Origin of the sequence: Mycobacterium sp. SMC-18 (assembly GCF_045310895.1) — a bacterium.
In the GTDB taxonomy this organism is placed as follows: Bacteria; Actinomycetota; Actinomycetes; order Mycobacteriales; family Mycobacteriaceae; genus Mycobacterium.
Map to the genome: position 1 here is coordinate 1 of NZ_JBJIAL010000044.1, position 15,635 is coordinate 15,635.

Sequence of the window (15,635 nt, forward strand, 5' to 3'; positions counted from 1 at the left end):
GATGATCATCCTCGGGAAGGTGCGCCCACTTTCAGGCCGCCTCCTCGGGCCTCATCCACAGGTATTGATCATTGCTCGACGCGCCAACTGACCGGCGTGTACGCGGCTCGTTCGAGTCGGGCATTGACGCGGCGTCGGTGATGCTCTGAATTCCGGACCGCGCGATACTGGGCAGAGGCTTCGTGGACCTTGTACCAGGCTCGGAGATCGTTGTGCTTCTCGACATACTCACGTGCTTCTTGTCCGACCGCACCGTCAATCTGAGCACCGAACCACGTAATGAACTCGCGCACCCTTTGCGAGAAGAACGCAACTAGTGGCAGCAAGTCAATGATGTCGCCGTCATGTTCGGTGATGAAGGCACGCGAGGTCGCATTCCAGCCACTCCATTCGAGCAGCTTGTCTCGCGCTATTCCCACGGAGTTCGCCATCTGCATCGGACCCCCGCTGCCGCCGAGTGATCTGAATTGAGTAGCCACCGTCATGACGGGTGTGGCGTAGTGCAGCGAGTAATCACGCAGCTTGGTAAGAAAGACAATCCGCGCATCGCCAAGCAGCTCCAGACGCTTCGGATCCCAAACCGTGGTCTCCCATTTGGTCCGCTTCGGATCACTCCGGCCGCACTTTTCACATGAGCCGGCCTCTTCGACCGGGTCTGGCCACAGCCTGCGATGCACCACGCGCTGTGCATCACGCAGTCCAGCCAGCGCAGCCAGATAGTTGAGCAGAAGGCGGGCCGCCTCCTCGTCAAACTCTTCCGGCAGTTCGGTCGCAACCGTTGGCTGACCAACGAACTGGCCGAGGTGCGCACAAAGCTCCTCAGTGTTTCGGCTGAATAGCTTCGCCGCGCGGTTCAGCGACTCAGCCCATTCGTGGTAGACCTTGCCGGGCAACTGTTCGAGATGCGCACGACGCCTTTGGAATTCGGTCGCAAAGTCGGCAAACGCGGCCACCGGTCACGCCGCCAAAAGTTGGGTGTGCCTTTTGTGGCGGTAGACACCGTTGTTGACCTCGGTGTAGACGCGCTTGGGGACGGTGTCGATTTCGTCGCGCAGGTGCTCCGGGTACAGCTGCGGCGCACCTTCGCGGTGATACGCCGTCCATTCGGTGGACAGGTCCAGCGTCAGTTGCGGGAAGTCGTTGGTCGCGACCGCGCCGGTGGGTACGTCGACGATCGCCGGCACCGTGATGCCCTTGGGATAGTTCGGGTCGCGCTTGAAGTACGCGTCCTGCAGCCGCGGGATTTTCAGCACCGGGTCGACGCCGCCGGGATCCAGGTCGAATGTCCAGCTGCGCTGATCGTGCGTCGGACCGCAAAAGCCAATGGAGAGAACATCTTCCAGGCCCAGCAGCCGACGGACGATGATGGCGCGGTTGGCCCAGGGACAGGCCCTGGCGACGATCAGCCGGTACCGCCCGGGTTCCACGGGGTACCCGTCACGACCGTCGGCCGTGATCCGGGTGCTGATGTAGTTGGTGTCGCGGGTAAACTCAGAACCGGGGTTGACGTATGTCACATCCCCAGTCTGCCCGCCCAAAGTTGGCTTGTGTGTGAGAAATCAGCCGACTCTCGAACACAAGCCAACCTTCGGCGTGTGGATCAGGCGTCGAGTTCGCGGGCGACGGCCTTGACCACCTCGGACACCTTGCGGGCGGTCTTGCGGTCGGGGTAACGACCCCGGCGCAGCTCGGACTGCACGACGTCCTCGAGGAGGGTGATCATGTCCGACACCATGCCGTGCAGCTCGTCGGGCGTGTGCTTGTGCTCGGGCGCCGCGGCCTCGCGACGGGTGCGCGACAGGCTCGGCGGCGGGTCGATCAGCTTGAGGCTCAGCGCCTGCGGACCGCGACGTCCGGCCGCGACACCGAACTCGACGCGCTGACCGGCCTTGAGACCTTCAACCCCGGCGGGCAGCGCCGAAGACCGGACGTAGACGTCCTCGCCCTCTTCCTGGGAGAGGAAGCCGAAGCCCTTCTCCGTGTCGTACCACTTAACCCGGCCGCTTGGCACTGGTCTCACCTGCTCGTTCTCAACATACGGTTACATAACGAAAGCGCCCCACCTCCGCAGGACGCGTTGCCGTTGATTCTACTCGGCCACCTCAGATCGCAGCATCCCCATTACTCGGTAGGCTGAAGGTTCTATGTAGAGGAGGTGACATGCGCCTGATCCTGAACATCATCTGGCTGGTTTTCGGCGGCTTCTGGCTGGCGCTCGGCTACTTCCTCGCAGCCCTGATCTGCTTCATTCTCATCGTCACCATCCCGTTCGGCGTCGCGGCGGCCCGCATCGGCGTGTACGCGCTCTGGCCGTTCGGACAGACGGTCGTCGACAAGCCCGGACCGCGCCCGGGGGCGCTGGTCGGCAACGTGATCTGGCTGGTGCTGTGCGGCTGGTGGCTGGTGCTCGGCCATATCGCCACCGCCATCGCCCAGGCCATCACCATCGTCGGTATCCCGCTGGCGCTGGCCAACCTCAAGCTGATCCCGGTGTCGCTGCTGCCGCTGGGCAAGCAGATCGTCCCGGTCGACCAGATTCATGCCGAACCCACCTGGCCCACATCATCCCGTCGCTTCGCTCGCCCCGAACGATGACACTCACACCCCTCGGCCTCCCCACCGTCGCGCGGCCTGTCGGTCCGGCCCCCGCAACCGGGCCGCTGATCGACACGTACGGCCGTGTCGCCGCCGATCTGCGGGTGTCGCTCACCGACCGCTGCAATCTGCGTTGTACCTATTGCATGCCGGCCGAGGGCCTGGACTGGTTGCCCGGCGCAGACCTGCTCACTCCCGAAGAGCTCACCCGGCTGATCCGGGTGGCCGTGACGCGGTTGGGCATCACGGGTGTGCGGTTCACCGGCGGTGAGCCGCTGCTGGTTCCACATCTGGAGGAAGTCGTCGCGGCGACCGCCGCGTTGCAGCCGCGGCCGGCCATGGCCGTGACGACCAACGGCATCGGACTCGCCAAGCGCGCGGCAGCGCTCAAGAAGGCCGGCCTGAATCGCGTCAACGTCTCGCTCGACACCCTGGACCCGGACCGCTTCGCGGCCATCACGCGGCGTCGGCGACTGCCCGAGGTTCTCGACGGCCTGGCCGCCGCAAAGGCGGCGGGGCTGAGCCCCGTCAAGGTCAACGCGGTGCTCGACCCGGAAACCGGCTTGGACGACGCCCCGGCGCTGTTGCGCTTCTGCCTCGAGCACGGATACCAGCTGCGGATCATCGAGCAGATGCCACTCGACGCCGGGCACCACTGGCAGCGGGGTTCGGTCCTGCAGGCCGACCAGATTCTGGCGGCGCTGCGCCGCGAATTCAGCCTGCGCCCGGACCCGGCGCCGCGGGGTTCCGCCCCGGCCGAGCTGTGGCAGGTGCACGACGACGGCGCGGTGCTGGGCACCGTCGGCGTCATCGCGTCCGTCTCGGCCGCGTTCTGCGGCACGTGCGACCGCACCCGGCTCACGGCCGACGGTCAGGTGCGCAGCTGTCTGTTCTCACAGCAGGAGACGGATCTGCGGGCGTTGCTGCGCGGCGGCGCCGACGACGATGCGGTGGAGGCCGCCTGGCGGGCCGCGATGTGGGCCAAGCCGGCGGGCCATGGAATAAACGATCCGGGTTTCGTCCAGCCGGACCGCCCGATGAGCGCGATCGGCGGCTGACGGTGGCGGATTTGGTGGTGACGGTGCGCTATTTCGCCGCAGCGAAGGCCGCAACCGGAATCGAGACCGAAACGTTGCAGCTCAATGAGGGTGTAACCGTCCGCGATCTGGTGAACTCCATTGGTACACGTGGGGCAGATGTGGCAAAAGTGCTCTCACGCTGCTCATTTCTGCGCGACGGCGTCGCCGTGCGTGATCTGGACACCGCGCTCGCCACGGGCGGGACGCTCGATGTCCTACCCCCCTTCGCCGGCGGCTAATTGTGAAATGCCTCACATAACGAAACGGTAACGACCTGGCTGTGGCGCCTCTGACCGGCATCGATACCTGCGAAAACGCCGAATCAGCCAGCGGCTTTAAAGTCCTCTCATAATTTGCTCGGGCCCGAAACGCCCGAAATCGGTCGAGGTGACGGAACCCACCTGACCCGATACCGTCGTCTCTCAAGCCAGAGCGACCCTTTGGCACCCGCACTTGAAACGCCTAGCTCCATCCATCAGGTGCGGCCGACGACAACCCGTGGATGGAGGCGGGGGACCCAACCGGTCCACCGAGGAAATCAGGACCAGGAGCCTCGGCTCCTTGGGGTGAAGCCTGCTCTGCAGGCCGGGCAACCTCTCCAGCCCGAACCCGACAGCTGACCTCGCAGGCGTTGACGAGAGGACTGCTTTTTTCATGAGTGGACGCCACCGCAAACCGACCACGTCCAGCGTCTCTGTCGCCAAGATCGCCTTCACCGGCGCGGTCCTTGGTGGCGGCAGCATCGCCCTCGCCGCACAGGCCACCGCCGCGACCGACGGCGAATGGGACAAGGTAGCCCGCTGCGAATCCGGCGGTAACTGGGCCATCAACACCGGCAACGGCTACCAGGGCGGGCTGCAGTTCTCGCCCAGCACCTGGAGCGCCCACGGCGGTGGCGAGTACGCGCCCGCCGCCAACATGGCCAGCAAGGACCAGCAGATCGCCGTCGCCGAGCGCGTCCTGGCCAGCCAGGGCCGCGGCGCCTGGCCGGTCTGCGGCACCGGCCTGTCGGGTTCCACCCCGCGCAACGCCGTGAAGAACAACCCGGCGCCGGCCCCGGCCGCCACGCTGGACAACCCCGAACTCAACGCCCCGGCCGATCCGGCTCCGGTGCAAGAGGCCGCCGCTCCGCTCGACGCGCCGCTGCCCGAGGCCCCCGAGGGCCCCGCGATCGTCAACGTCTCCAACGAGATCCCCGCCCCCGAGGCACCCGCCCTGGACGCGCCCGAGGCTCCCGCGCCCGCCCCTGAGGCCCCCGCCCCGGCCCCTGAGGCTCCTGCCCCGGCTCCCGAGGCACCCGTCGTCGAAGCGCCCGCCCCGGAAGCTCCGGTCGAGGCCCCGGCGCCCGTGATCCAGGCCGCCAACTGGGACACCAGCGACGCCCCCGCCGACAACGGCGCGTGGGCCCTGCACGCGAAGCAGGACCTGCCGGCCGACCCGGCCCCCGTCGTCGACGCCCCGGCGCCGGCCCCCGCTCCGGTTGCCGATGCCGCGGCTCCCGCCCCGGCCGCCCCGGTCGCGCTGCAGACCCCGCCGGACGGCACGCCGCACCTCGCCAGCCCGACCAACCTGCCCCCGGGTTCGACCATGGATGCGCCCGAGACGGGTGACAGCGCCAACATGAGCTACCTCAAGCAGCTGTGGCACGCGGTCCAGAACAACGACATCTCCGGTCGTGACGCCCTGCTCGCCGTCGCCTCGACGCGGACCGGCGCACCGGGCGGCAGCATCTCGGCCCCGCCGAACGCTCCGGCGCCCGGCCCGGCCCCGATCGTCGACGCCCCTCCGGCTCCGTAAGACGTACACAGAGAAATCGCCCCGGTCATCGACCGGGGCGATTTCTTTTGTGGCGTTCAGCGCAGGACGTCGGAGAAAGTACGTGAGTGCAATCGGGGAGCGGCCAGGCGGCGGTTATTGCACTCAGGGACCTCTGCGGCCCGAAATGCGTACCTGGCTTAAGTCACGGCAGCTGCGCACGCCTGGAGATTGAAGCCAGGTACTTCCGCCCCAGCCTTTCCTCGGCGAGCGAAGAGTAGGTCTCGGAACTCAGGCCGAGCCGACCCATTCGTCGGTGCCGTCGGTGAAGAACTGGTGCTTCCAGACGGGCAGCCGCTCCTTGACGGTGTCGACCAGCAGCGCGCAGGTACGGAATGCCGCGGCGCGGTGATCGGCCGATACCGCGGCGACAAGGGCGGCGTCGCCGATGTTGAGCACCCCGATCCGGTGGCTGACCGCGATGGCGCGCACGCCTTCGGAGGCGGCGGCGACGTCGGCGGCGACCTCGGCCAGTACCGCCGCGGCCGACGGGTGCGCCGAGTACTCCAGCCGCGTCACCCCGCGGCCGCCGTCGTGGTTGCGCACGACGCCGGCGAAGCTGACGACGGCTCCCGCGGCGCTGTGGTCGACCAGGGCCTCGTGGGACGCGACGTCGATCGGCGATTCACTGAGCTCGGCGCGCAGCACGCTCATCCGGCATGGTCCTTTCCGCCGAGCTGGTCGAGCGCGTGGTCCAGTACCCCGGCCAGCACCCCCAGCCCGTCCTTCACTCCCCCGGACGAACCCGGCAGGTTGACGATCAGCGTCCGGCCGGCGACGCCGCACACCCCACGGGACAGCACCGAGGTCGGGACGTGCGGCAGCCCGGACTGCCGGATCGCGTCGGCCAGCCCGGGGATCTGGTAGTCGAGGACCTCGAGCGTGGCCTGCGGCGTGGCGTCGGTCGGGGAGATTCCCGTACCGCCCGAGGTGAGGACGACGTCCACATCGTCGGCGATGGCGCGGCGCAGTTCGGCGCCGACCGGCTCGCCGTCGGTGACGACGACCGGTGCGGGCACGTCGAACCCGCGTTCCGCGAGCCAGGCGACCATGAGCGGGCCGGTGCGGTCCTCGTAGACGCCGGCAGCGGCGCGGGTGGAGGCGATGACGACGCGGGCGGTGCGGCTCACGCCTGTTCCCGCTCCCAGAGGCCGGTCTTGCCGCCCTCCTTGCGCAGCACCCGGATGTCGTCGATGCGCGCGGCCGGGTCGACGGCCTTGATCATGTCGTACAGCGTCAGCGCCGCGACGCTGACCGCCGTGAGCGCTTCCATCTCGACGCCGGTGCGGTCGGTGGTGCGCACGGTCGCGGTGATGGCAATGTCAGCCGACCCGGCCTCGAACGACACGTCGACCTTCGTCAGTGCCAGCTGGTGGCACAGCGGGATCAGGTCGCTGGTGCGCTTGGCCGCCATGATGCCGGCGACGCGGGCGGTCGCGAGTGCGTCACCTTTGGGCAGTCCACCGCTGGTGATGAGGTCGACGACGTCAGCGCGGGTGTGCAGGACGCCCGCCGCGACGGCGGTGCGCCGGGTGGCGTCCTTGGCGGACACGTCCACCATGTGGGCCGCACCCGATTCGTCCAGGTGCGAGAGCTCCACGGCTACTTGTTGACGACGGTGACCGGGTGCATGTACGGCAGCTTCTCGGCCGGCAGCGGGAACTCCAGGTCGCCGAACGGCGAGAGCGCGCCGGTACGGTCGGTTGCCAGCTCGCTCACGGCGTGGTCGTCGCCGGACACCTCGGGCCAGCCATTGTCGACGTACTGGTTCTTCTTCTTCTCAGCCACGAAGACATTGTGGCAGGCGCTGCGCCCGCTGGCGAGGCCGGGCGCCGGAGGACGCGCGGAGGACAAAGTCACCTGCTTTACGCTGGTCAGCAATGATCGACGAATCCCCGGGTGTGCCGCTGGGCTCCTGGCTGGCCGACATGTCGGACGCGCAGCTGGTGCAGCTGCTCAGCGTCCGGCCCGACCTCACCCAACCGCCGCCGGCAACCCTGTCGGCGCTGGCGGCCCGCGCCCAGTCGCGGCAATCGGTCAAGGCCGCGACCGACGATCTCGATTTTCTTCAGCTGGCCGTACTGGATGCGCTGCTGACGTTGCAGGCCACCACCATCGCCGTGCCGACCGGGGCGCTGTTCAAGCTGCTGGCCGGGCGCGCGAACAAGAAGGTCGTCACCTCGGCGCTCGACGAGCTGCGCACTCGCGGGCTGGTGTGGGGCGGCGACAGGGTGCGGGTGGTCTCGGAGGCGGCGTCGGTGCTGCCCTGGTATCCCGGACAGGTCACCGTCGAGGACCCCGACGCCGACGGCATCGCCGCGAAGCTGGCCGCGATCGACACGCCACAGCGGGAACTGCTGGAGCGGCTGGCCGACGGATCCCCGATCGGCCGGACGAAGGATGCGGCGCCGGGGACCGCACCCGACCGTCCGGTGCCGCAACTGATCGCGGCCGGGCTGCTGCGCCGCATCGACGACGAGACGGTGATCCTGCCGCGGCTCGTCGGGCAGGTGCTGCGGGGCCAGGCACCGGGGCCGACGACGCTGACACCACCGGCACCGTCGACACCCGTGCTCGCGGAGCAGGACGTCGACGCGGCTGCGGCCGGTTCGGCCATCGACCTGCTCCGTGAGGTGGAGCTGGTCCTCGAAACCCTTTCGGCGACACCGGTTCCCGAGCTGCGCAGCGGGGGCCTCGGGGTCCGCGACGCCAAGCGGCTGACGAAGGTCACCGGCATCGACGAAGGCCGGCTGTCCCTGATCCTGGAGCTGTGCGCGGCAGCGACGCTGATCGCGTCGGGCATCCCGGACTCCGACGACCACGACGACGGTCCCTACTGGGCGCCGACCGTGGCCGCGGACCGGTTCATCGAATCGAGCGCCGCGACGCGTTGGCACCTGCTGGCCACCACCTGGCTGGACCTGCCGTGCCGTCCCGGCCTGGTGGGCAAGCGCGGCCCCGACGGCAAACCCTATGCCGCCCTGACCAATGCGCTGTATTCGTCGGCCGCGCCGCTGGACCGCCGGCTGCTGCTGACGGTGCTCGCCGAGCTGCCGCCGGGCGGCACCATGGACACCGCCACCGCCTCGGCGGCGATGCTGTGGCGCCGGCCGCGCTGGACCGCCCGGCTGCAACCCGAGCCCACCGACGAACTGCTCACCGAGGCACACGCTTTGGGCATGGTCGGCCGGGGCGCCATCGCCGGGCCCATCCGGCTGCTCCTGGCCGGCGCACCCGAGGAAGAGGTCGTCGCCGCGATGGCGGCGGCACTGCCCGACCCGATCGACCACTTCCTGCTGCAGGCCGATCTGACGGTCGTCGTCCCGGGGCCGCTGGAACGTGACCTCGCCGACCAGCTGGCGACCGTCGCCGACATCGAATCTGCCGGCGCGGCAACGGTTTACCGCATCAGTGAGCAGTCGATCCGCCGCGCCCTCGACACCGGCCAGACCGCCAGCGAGATCCACACCCTGTTCGCCCGGCACTCCAAAACGCCGGTGCCGCAGGGCCTCACCTACCTGATCGACGACGTGGCCCGCCGGCACGGGCAGCTGCGGGTCGGCATGGCGTCGTCGTTCATCCGGTGTGAGGACCCGGCGCTGCTGGCACAGGCGCTGGCCTCGCCCACGCTCGAGCAGCTGAGCCTGCGGGCCCTGGCCCCCACTGTCGCGGTGTCCCCCGCCCCGATCGCCGATGTGCTGGCCGGCCTGCGCACTGCGGGCTTCGCCCCGGCCGCCGAGGATTGGTCGGGCACCATCGTCGACCTGCGCCCACTCGGTGCCCGCGTCTCCACGCCCATTCACCGGCGCACGTTCCGGCACCCGCAGGCGCCCAACGAGAAGACGCTCGGCGCCATCGTCGCCGTCCTGCGGCAGACCGGCCGCGGCAACGGCGAGCGACTAGACCCGGCGGCCGCCATCTCACTGCTGACCGACGCCGCGCTGACGCAGTCGTCGGTGGTCATCGGGTACGTCGACGCCGCGGGAGTGGCCACGCAGCGGGTGGTGGCGCCGGTCAACGTCCGCGGCGGCCAGCTGACGGCCTACGACCCGGCCGCCGGGCGGGTCCGCGAATTCGCGATCCACCGGGTGACCTCGGTGGTTGCGCCGGAATAACGCGCGCCGTGGTCCCGTTGCTCTCGCGGGTGGGCGGCCCGGCTCGCGGGGAAATGGACAACTCGCGCGCGTCTGGATAATGGATCGGATGGCTTGCGAGCAATTGATGGAGTGGATGGCGCATGACTGACGGACCCCTGATCGTCCAGTCGGACAAGACCGTGCTGCTCGAGGTCGACCACGAGCAGGCCGGGGCGGCGCGGGCGGCGATCGCGCCGTTCGCCGAGCTGGAGCGTGCGCCCGAGCACGTGCACACCTACCGGATCACGCCGCTGGCGCTGTGGAACGCGCGCGCCGCGGGCCACGATGCCGAGCAGGTCGTCGATGCGCTGGTCAGCTTCTCCCGGTATGCGGTGCCGCAGCCGCTACTGGTCGACATCGTCGACACCATGGGCCGCTACGGGCGCCTGCAGCTGGTGAAGCACCCGGCGCACGGGCTGACGCTGGTAAGCCTGGACCGGGCCGTGCTCGCCGAGGTGCTGCGCAACAAGAAGATCACCCCGATGCTCGGGGCCCAGATCGACGACGACACTGTCATCGTCCACCCGTCCGAGCGCGGCCGGGTCAAGCAGATGCTGCTCAAGATCGGCTGGCCCGCAGAGGATTTGGCAGGCTACGTCAACGGCGAGGCGCACCCGATCGCGCTGGAGCAGGACGGCTGGAAACTGCGTGACTACCAAGAGTTGGCCGCGGATTCGTTCTGGTCGGGCGGCTCGGGGGTCGTGGTCCTGCCGTGTGGCGCGGGCAAGACGATGGTCGGTGCGGCCGCCATGGCGAAGGCCGGCGCGACGACGCTGATCCTGGTCACCAACACCGTCGCGGGCCGGCAGTGGAAGCGCGAGCTGATCGCGCGCACGTCGCTGACCGAGGAGGAGATCGGCGAGTACTCCGGCGAGCGCAAGGAGATTCGGCCCGTCACCATCGCGACGTATCAGGTGATCACGCGCCGCACGAAGGGCGAGTACAAGCACCTCGAGCTGTTCGACAGCCGCGACTGGGGTCTGATCATCTACGACGAGGTGCACCTGCTGCCCGCGCCGGTGTTCCGGATGACGGCAGATCTGCAGTCCCGGCGCCGACTCGGCCTGACCGCCACCTTGATTCGCGAAGACGGCCGTGAGGGCGACGTGTTCTCGCTGATCGGCCCGAAGCGGTACGACGCCCCGTGGAAGGACATCGAGGCGCAGGGCTGGATCGCGCCGGCCGAGTGCGTCGAGGTCCGGGTCACCATGACCGAGAACGAGCGGATGACGTACGCGACGGCCGAGCCCGAGGAGCGCTACAAGCTGTGCTCGACGGCGCACACCAAGATCGCGGTGGTGAAGTCGATCCTGGCCCGGCATCCCGACGAGCCGACCCTGGTGATCGGCGCGTATCTGGACCAGCTGGAGGAACTCGGGCAGGAGTTGGACGCCCCGGTGATCCAGGGCTCGACCAAGAACGCCGAGCGTGAGGCCCTGTTCGACCAGTTCCGGTCGGGCGAGATCCGCACGCTGGTGGTGTCGAAGGTGGCCAACTTCTCCATCGACCTGCCGGAAGCGTCTGTGGCCGTTCAGGTTTCGGGCACGTTCGGGTCACGGCAGGAGGAGGCCCAGCGCCTGGGCCGGCTGCTGCGCCCCAAGGCTGACGGCGGCGGCGCGGTTTTCTACTCGGTGGTCTCGCGCGACAGCCTCGACGCCGAGTACGCCGCACACCGTCAGCGCTTCCTCGCCGAACAGGGCTACGGCTACGTCATCAAGGACGCCGACGACCTGCTGGGACCGGCTATCTAGCCAGTCCCAGCAATCAGGTGCGGCCGTGACCGCCGGGGACTACGCTCGTCGCAGTTCGCCCCACCCGCGGAGGTCACGGATGACGTACGACTACGACTGGCTGGTCATCGGATCCGGTTTCGGCGGCAGCGTCTCGGCGCTGCGGCTGGCCGAAAAGGGTTATCGCGTAGCGATTCTCGAATGCGGCCGCCGCTTCGAGGACGCCGACTTCGCGAACGAGACCAAGGACGCCAAGAACTACTACTGGGCACCGCAGGTCGGGATGCGCGGCATCCTCCGGCTGACACTGTTCAAGGACATCTTCATCGGCTCCGGCTGCGGCGTCGGCGGCGGCAGCCTGGGGTACGCGAACACGCTCTACCGGGCGTTCCCGAATTTCTACGAGAGCCCGCAGTGGAAAGGGCTGGCCGACTGGGAGTCCGAACTCGCGCCGCACTACGACGAGGCGGAGCGCATGCTCGGTGTCGTCGAGTACGACGACGACGGACCGGCGGACCTGCTGTTGAAGGAGTACGGCGAGGCGATCGGCGTCGGCGACACGTACCGGCGGGCACATGTCGGGGTGTTCCTGGGGCAGCCGGGAAAGACGGTGCCGGACCCGTACTTCGGTGGCGACGGCCCCGACCGCACGGGGTGCATCAAGTGTGGTTCGTGCATGGTCGGCTGCCGCCACGGCGCCAAGAACACCTTGCGGAAGAACTATCTGTGGTTCGCCGAGAAACTCGGCGTGCAGATTTTCAGCGAGCGCGCGGTGACCGACATCAAGCCGCTCGACGCCGACGGTTCGGCGGGATACGAAGTGACACACCAGAAGAGCGGCGCGTGGGGCAAGCGCACTGCCGAGAAGCTGCGCGCCCGTGGCGTCGTCGTCGCAGCCGGCGCGCTGGGCACCAACCGCCTCCTGCAGCGCTGCAAGCTCAGCGGTTCACTGCCCAACATCTCCGATCGGCTCGGCTATGTGGTGCGTACCAACAGTGAATCGATCATGGCGGTGATGGCGCCCAAGGACTACCCCGACGACTTCACGCACTCGATCGCGATCACCTCGAGCATCTACACCGACCCGTCCACGCACATCGAGGTCGTCACCTACGGCAAGGGCGGCGACACCCAGTCGCTGCTGTTCAATCTGATGATCGAGGCGGGCAAGCGGGGCACCCGGCCGCTGCACTTCCTGGCCGCCGCCGCGAAGAACCCGAAAGCGGCGCTGGCGGCCTGGAAGATCAAGGACACGTCGCGGCGCGTGATCATCCTGCTGGTCATGCAGTCCATCGACAACGCGATGCGCCTCAAGGTGAAGATGCGCCTCCCCAACGGCAACGTCGCCCTGACGACCGAGCAGGACCCCGACAACCCCAATCCCGACTTCGTGCCGGCCGCCTACGACGCGGCAAAATGGTTTGCCCGCCGCATGGGCGGCGTCGCGTATTCCGGTGTGACAGAAGGCATTTTCGCGATCCCGTCGACAGCGCACATCCTCGGCGGCGCGGTGATCGGCGAGTCCCCCGAGACCGGTGTCGTCGACAGCCGCAACCACGTCTTCGGCTACGAGAACCTGCTGGTCACCGACGGTGCGGCCGTCCCGGCGAATGTGGGCGCCAATCCGAGCCTGACGATCACCGCGCTCGCCGAGCGCGCGATGACGTTCATCCCGGCTAACGCGCCGGCTGTTTGACGACGGTCAGCAGCACCACCGAGTCGGCGAGCGCCTTCAGGCTGTGCCGGGTGGACGGGATGATGAGATGGTCGCCGGCCATGCCGTCCCAACTGGCCTGTTCGGCGACGAGGCGCACCCGGCCCTGCAGCACCTGAAGCGTGGCCTCGCCGGGGCTCTCGTGCTCGCCCAACTCGTTGCCGTCGGCGAGAGCGATCAGCGTCTGCCGCAATGCATGCTCGTGGCCGCCGAAGACCGTGTGAGCGCTGCGCCCGCCATTTCCATCGCGCGCGATGTCCAGATGCCGGCGGGCCAGCGCGGTCAGCGAGATTTTCTCCATGCCTCAAATATCCGCTTCAGCAATGCCCGCCGGAACCGTTTGACGGTTTAAATCACGCGCAGCGAATCCCCCTCGCCCGGGAAGCGACGACGCAGTGCGTCGAGCATCCGCTGCACCTCCAGCACCCTCCGGCGCAGGGCCAGCAGAGCGTCCGTCGGGGACTCCACTGCCGCCTGCGCGGTGGCTTGCGCGCGCCGCGATCGCCGCTCCAACACCGTCATCTGGTCTTCCAGATCAGCGATCTCGTCGAGCAGCAGTGCCGCGAACAGGCGCGATTGAGCCAGGTCCGCGCGGTGGGCGGGCCGGGCCTCGGCATCGAACCGCGACCGCCCACCCACGGCGCCGGGGCGCACCGTGCGCCGGGTGGCCGTGGCATTGGAAGGGATCGGCACCGGGGCGGCTCGGCGTCCGGTTTCGCGCATCGTCGGCAACATGGCGCAATGATCACCGAGACTGCACCTTTGCGCTACCAGCCGTTCATCTTCCGGACCGCAATCGGACACCTTCGAGGAAAGGCTCAGCGGAGCGCGGTGGGCCGCCCGAAGCGGGCCGGCACGCCCGGTGAGAACAACGCGCGCAACGGCGGTCCCACCGGCACCACACCGCTGGCGGGCACCAGATCGTCGGTCAGCTCGACCACCTCGGCCTGGCGCAGCGGCCAGGTGGGATGTTCGTTGGGCACCCACCAGGTCCGGCCGGCCTTGCGGGTGTGCGCGCCCCACCGCGCGGTCAGCCACACCTCCAACGGCGTGGGGTCGACGGGTGCGCCGATGGCCAGCTCCGCCAGGGTCCGCAGGCCGCGCTCCGGCCACCGGCGCGTGCCCGCGTAGGTGATCCGGTCAGCGGTGCGGGTGACGCGCAATTTGGCCCAGGTGTACGGCACGCCCATACCGAGCCGCGTCGCCCCGACGACCGCGAGCCGCGTCGTCTCCAGCGACCGGAACAGCACCCCGTGCCGGCCTGCAGCGTCCACCGAATAGAGCCGCACGTTGGTTTCGGCGAAGGTCCCGAAGTACGGCAGCGGCACACCGCCGGCCACCGCCGACCGGTGCATGACGAACGGCACCAGGCCGACGTACGTCAGCCCGTCGGAGAAGATGTCCGGCGCGGTGCCGGGCGGGTACAGGTGCGCGACGCTCGCCGGATCGACGGGCCAGTGCAGGAACGTGAGGTCACCCCAGAACTGTTCGACCCACACCGGCGGCCGCAGCGGCGGTGCGTCGACCAGAAACCGGTCCATGCTCGCTAGTCACTGAGTGCGGGGATGACGTCGCGTTCGAACGCCTCGATGCTCGACCTGTCGTAGGCGGCCTCCGGGAAGTACACGATGGCGTACTCGCTGCCGAGATCCTTGATCTTCCGCAGCGTCTCGATGACCTGTTCGGTTGTGCCGCAAGCGGAGTCGGGCGAGGTCAGGTTCTTGACCATCGCGTCGACGGCTGCTTCGTGCGCGACGGTGACCTGGCGGTCCCGGATCCGGGCGATGCGCGCGGCGACGTCGGCCTCGGACTCCCCGATCACCACGTTGAAGTTGGCCGAGCGGACGATGCCGTCGTAGTCGGTGCCGACCTCACGGCAATGCTGTTGCAGGACTTCGGATTTGTGCGCGAAGCCATCGGGCTCGGAGGTGAAGTTGGTGTACTGCGCGTACTTCGCGGCGATCTTGAGTGTCACCTTCTCACCGCCGCCCGCAATCCACAGCGGAATGCCCTTGTCCTGCAACGGCTTGGGCTGCACGATGGCGCCGTCGACCTGGTAATGCCTGCCGTCGAAGCTCACGACGCCGTCACGCCAGGCGGTGCGCATGATCTGCACGCCTTCGCCGAGCCGGGCGAGTCGCACACCGGCCGACGGGAAGCCGTAACCGTAAGCGCGCCATTCGTGTTCGTACCAGCCGCCACCGATGCCCATCTGCACCCGGCCGCCGGAGATGATGTCGGTGGTCGCCGCCACCTTCGCCAGATACGCCGGGTTGCGGTAGCTGATCGCCGTACACATCTGGCCCAGCTTGATCCGCGAGGTCGTGGCGGCGTATGCCGCCATCAGCGTCCACGCCTCGTGCGTGGCCTCTGCCGTCGGCATCGGCACGGTGTGGAAATGGTCGTAGACCCACAGCGAATCCCAGGGTCCGGCGTCGGCGTAGGTGGCGAGGTCACGCATCACCTGCCATTGGTCCTGTGGCGCGATCCCCACCAGATCGAGTCGCCAACCTTGCGGGATGAACAATCCGAAGCGCATGGTCCCGACTTTATGCAATACGTGCGG

General features: G+C 68.6%; 17 protein-coding genes, 1 pseudogene and 1 riboswitch. Of the genes and pseudogenes, 7 read left to right on the plus strand and 11 right to left on the minus strand.

The features are described from left to right. Positions 1 to 68 precede the first annotated feature (68 nt). The 3 genes and pseudogenes from ACJH6J_RS25590 to ACJH6J_RS25600 form a co-directional block, all read right to left on the minus strand. The gene (locus tag ACJH6J_RS25590; protein WP_406804726.1) at positions 69 to 953 is read right to left on the minus strand and encodes a hypothetical protein; all 885 of its coding nucleotides are present in this window, start codon (positions 951 to 953) and stop codon (positions 69 to 71) included. A 36-nt stretch (positions 954 to 989) separates the two neighbouring features. Then, positions 990 to 1,517, minus strand: a pseudogene (locus tag ACJH6J_RS25595) (glutathione S-transferase family protein); the annotation flags it as partial. Positions 1,518 to 1,600: 83 nt separating this feature from the next. Beyond that, positions 1,601 to 2,011, minus strand: a complete 411-nt coding sequence (locus ACJH6J_RS25600; RefSeq protein WP_053854517.1) for a cold-shock protein — start codon at positions 2,009 to 2,011, stop codon at positions 1,601 to 1,603. A 149-nt stretch (positions 2,012 to 2,160) separates the two neighbouring features. Here ACJH6J_RS25600 and ACJH6J_RS25605 point away from each other — a divergent pair, with 149 nt between their 5' ends. The 4 genes from ACJH6J_RS25605 to ACJH6J_RS25620 all read left to right on the plus strand — a co-directional run bounded on the left by ACJH6J_RS25605 (position 2,161) and on the right by ACJH6J_RS25620 (position 5,471). Next, positions 2,161 to 2,595 carry a YccF domain-containing protein gene (locus ACJH6J_RS25605; RefSeq protein ID WP_406804727.1) on the plus strand — a complete coding sequence of 145 codons (435 nt, stop codon included), beginning with the start codon at positions 2,161 to 2,163 and terminating at the stop codon, positions 2,593 to 2,595. Further along, a complete protein-coding gene (gene moaA / locus ACJH6J_RS25610) occupies positions 2,592 to 3,653 on the plus strand; it encodes a GTP 3',8-cyclase MoaA (RefSeq protein ID WP_406804728.1) in 1,062 nt (353 codons plus the stop codon). Before ACJH6J_RS25605 ends, moaA begins: the two co-directional genes overlap by 4 nt. A gap of 2 nt (positions 3,654 to 3,655) precedes the next feature. Beyond that, entirely contained in the window at positions 3,656 to 3,913 is a 258-nt protein-coding gene (locus ACJH6J_RS25615; RefSeq protein ID WP_082934726.1) for a MoaD/ThiS family protein, read from the plus strand. Between the two features lie 210 nt (positions 3,914 to 4,123). After that, positions 4,124 to 4,320: riboswitch (cyclic di-AMP (ydaO/yuaA leader) on the plus strand. 8 nt (positions 4,321 to 4,328) lie between these two features. Beyond that, on the plus strand, positions 4,329 to 5,471 hold the full coding sequence (locus ACJH6J_RS25620; protein WP_133426536.1) for a transglycosylase family protein: 1,143 nt from the start codon (positions 4,329 to 4,331) through the stop codon (positions 5,469 to 5,471). Positions 5,472 to 5,720: 249 nt separating this feature from the next. On the opposite strand, the gene ACJH6J_RS25625 is transcribed toward ACJH6J_RS25620, so the two are convergent. The 4 genes from ACJH6J_RS25625 to ACJH6J_RS25640 are packed head-to-tail and all read right to left on the minus strand — an operon-like array spanning position 5,721 to position 7,277. After that, positions 5,721 to 6,143, minus strand: coding sequence for a molybdenum cofactor biosynthesis protein MoaE (locus ACJH6J_RS25625; protein ID WP_406804729.1), 423 nt, complete (start codon positions 6,141 to 6,143; stop codon positions 5,721 to 5,723). Then, positions 6,140 to 6,619, minus strand: coding sequence for a molybdenum cofactor biosynthesis protein B (locus ACJH6J_RS25630; protein ID WP_406804730.1), 480 nt, complete (start codon positions 6,617 to 6,619; stop codon positions 6,140 to 6,142). Before ACJH6J_RS25630 ends, ACJH6J_RS25625 begins: the two co-directional genes overlap by 4 nt. Beyond that, on the minus strand, positions 6,616 to 7,050 hold the full coding sequence (gene moaC / locus ACJH6J_RS25635) for a cyclic pyranopterin monophosphate synthase MoaC (protein WP_406804747.1): 435 nt from the start codon (positions 7,048 to 7,050) through the stop codon (positions 6,616 to 6,618). The genes ACJH6J_RS25630 and moaC overlap by 4 nt, the downstream gene beginning before the upstream one ends. Positions 7,051 to 7,091: 41 nt before the next feature. After that, positions 7,092 to 7,277 (minus strand): hypothetical protein, encoded by a 186-nt coding sequence (locus ACJH6J_RS25640; protein WP_061006992.1) that lies wholly within the window; start codon positions 7,275 to 7,277, stop codon positions 7,092 to 7,094. Positions 7,278 to 7,369: 92 nt separating this feature from the next. Between ACJH6J_RS25640 and ACJH6J_RS25645 the strand changes: the two genes are divergently transcribed. From ACJH6J_RS25645 to ACJH6J_RS25655, 3 genes are all read left to right on the plus strand, one after another. Beyond that, positions 7,370 to 9,604, plus strand: coding sequence for a helicase-associated domain-containing protein (locus ACJH6J_RS25645; protein ID WP_406804731.1), 2,235 nt, complete (start codon positions 7,370 to 7,372; stop codon positions 9,602 to 9,604). Between the two features lie 122 nt (positions 9,605 to 9,726). Beyond that, entirely contained in the window at positions 9,727 to 11,376 is a 1,650-nt protein-coding gene (locus ACJH6J_RS25650; RefSeq protein WP_020098878.1) for a DNA repair helicase XPB, read from the plus strand. Positions 11,377 to 11,455: 79 nt separating this feature from the next. Further along, positions 11,456 to 13,051, plus strand: coding sequence for a GMC family oxidoreductase (locus ACJH6J_RS25655; RefSeq protein ID WP_346416335.1), 1,596 nt, complete (start codon positions 11,456 to 11,458; stop codon positions 13,049 to 13,051). Here the strand turns inward: ACJH6J_RS25655 and ACJH6J_RS25660 are convergent. The 4 genes from ACJH6J_RS25660 to ACJH6J_RS25675 all read right to left on the minus strand — a co-directional run bounded on the left by ACJH6J_RS25660 (position 13,032) and on the right by ACJH6J_RS25675 (position 15,608). Further along, entirely contained in the window at positions 13,032 to 13,370 is a 339-nt protein-coding gene (locus tag ACJH6J_RS25660; RefSeq protein WP_346416334.1) for a cupin domain-containing protein, read from the minus strand. The genes ACJH6J_RS25655 and ACJH6J_RS25660 overlap by 20 nt on opposite strands. A 47-nt stretch (positions 13,371 to 13,417) precedes the next feature. Next, positions 13,418 to 13,804: a hypothetical protein gene (locus ACJH6J_RS25665; protein ID WP_346416333.1), complete on the minus strand. Its 387-nt coding sequence runs from the start codon at positions 13,802 to 13,804 to the stop codon at positions 13,418 to 13,420. Between the two features lie 83 nt (positions 13,805 to 13,887). Next, a complete protein-coding gene (locus ACJH6J_RS25670) occupies positions 13,888 to 14,610 on the minus strand; it encodes a YqjF family protein (RefSeq protein WP_406802197.1) in 723 nt (240 codons plus the stop codon). Between the two features lie 5 nt (positions 14,611 to 14,615). After that, positions 14,616 to 15,608: an LLM class F420-dependent oxidoreductase gene (locus ACJH6J_RS25675; RefSeq protein WP_406776055.1), complete on the minus strand. Its 993-nt coding sequence runs from the start codon at positions 15,606 to 15,608 to the stop codon at positions 14,616 to 14,618. Positions 15,609 to 15,635 lie beyond the last annotated feature (27 nt).

Coding starts and splice junctions, on each gene's coding strand:
- ACJH6J_RS25605 (WP_406804727.1), top strand. CDS start 2,161: ATGCGCCTGATCCTGAACATCATCTGGCTGGTTTTCGGCGGCTTCTGG.
- moaA (WP_406804728.1), top strand. CDS start 2,592: ATGACACTCACACCCCTCGGCCTCCCCACCGTCGCGCGGCCTGTCGGT.
- ACJH6J_RS25620 (WP_133426536.1), top strand. CDS start 4,329: ATGAGTGGACGCCACCGCAAACCGACCACGTCCAGCGTCTCTGTCGCC.
- ACJH6J_RS25625 (WP_406804729.1), bottom strand. CDS start 6,143: ATGAGCGTGCTGCGCGCCGAGCTCAGTGAATCGCCGATCGACGTCGCG.
- moaC (WP_406804747.1), bottom strand. CDS start 7,050: ATGGTGGACGTGTCCGCCAAGGACGCCACCCGGCGCACCGCCGTCGCG.
- ACJH6J_RS25645 (WP_406804731.1), top strand. CDS start 7,370: ATGATCGACGAATCCCCGGGTGTGCCGCTGGGCTCCTGGCTGGCCGAC.
- ACJH6J_RS25650 (WP_020098878.1), top strand. CDS start 9,727: ATGACTGACGGACCCCTGATCGTCCAGTCGGACAAGACCGTGCTGCTC.
- ACJH6J_RS25655 (WP_346416335.1), top strand. CDS start 11,456: ATGACGTACGACTACGACTGGCTGGTCATCGGATCCGGTTTCGGCGGC.
- ACJH6J_RS25660 (WP_346416334.1), bottom strand. CDS start 13,370: ATGGAGAAAATCTCGCTGACCGCGCTGGCCCGCCGGCATCTGGACATC.
- ACJH6J_RS25665 (WP_346416333.1), bottom strand. CDS start 13,804: ATGTTGCCGACGATGCGCGAAACCGGACGCCGAGCCGCCCCGGTGCCG.
- ACJH6J_RS25670 (WP_406802197.1), bottom strand. CDS start 14,610: ATGGACCGGTTTCTGGTCGACGCACCGCCGCTGCGGCCGCCGGTGTGG.
- ACJH6J_RS25675 (WP_406776055.1), bottom strand. CDS start 15,608: ATGCGCTTCGGATTGTTCATCCCGCAAGGTTGGCGACTCGATCTGGTG.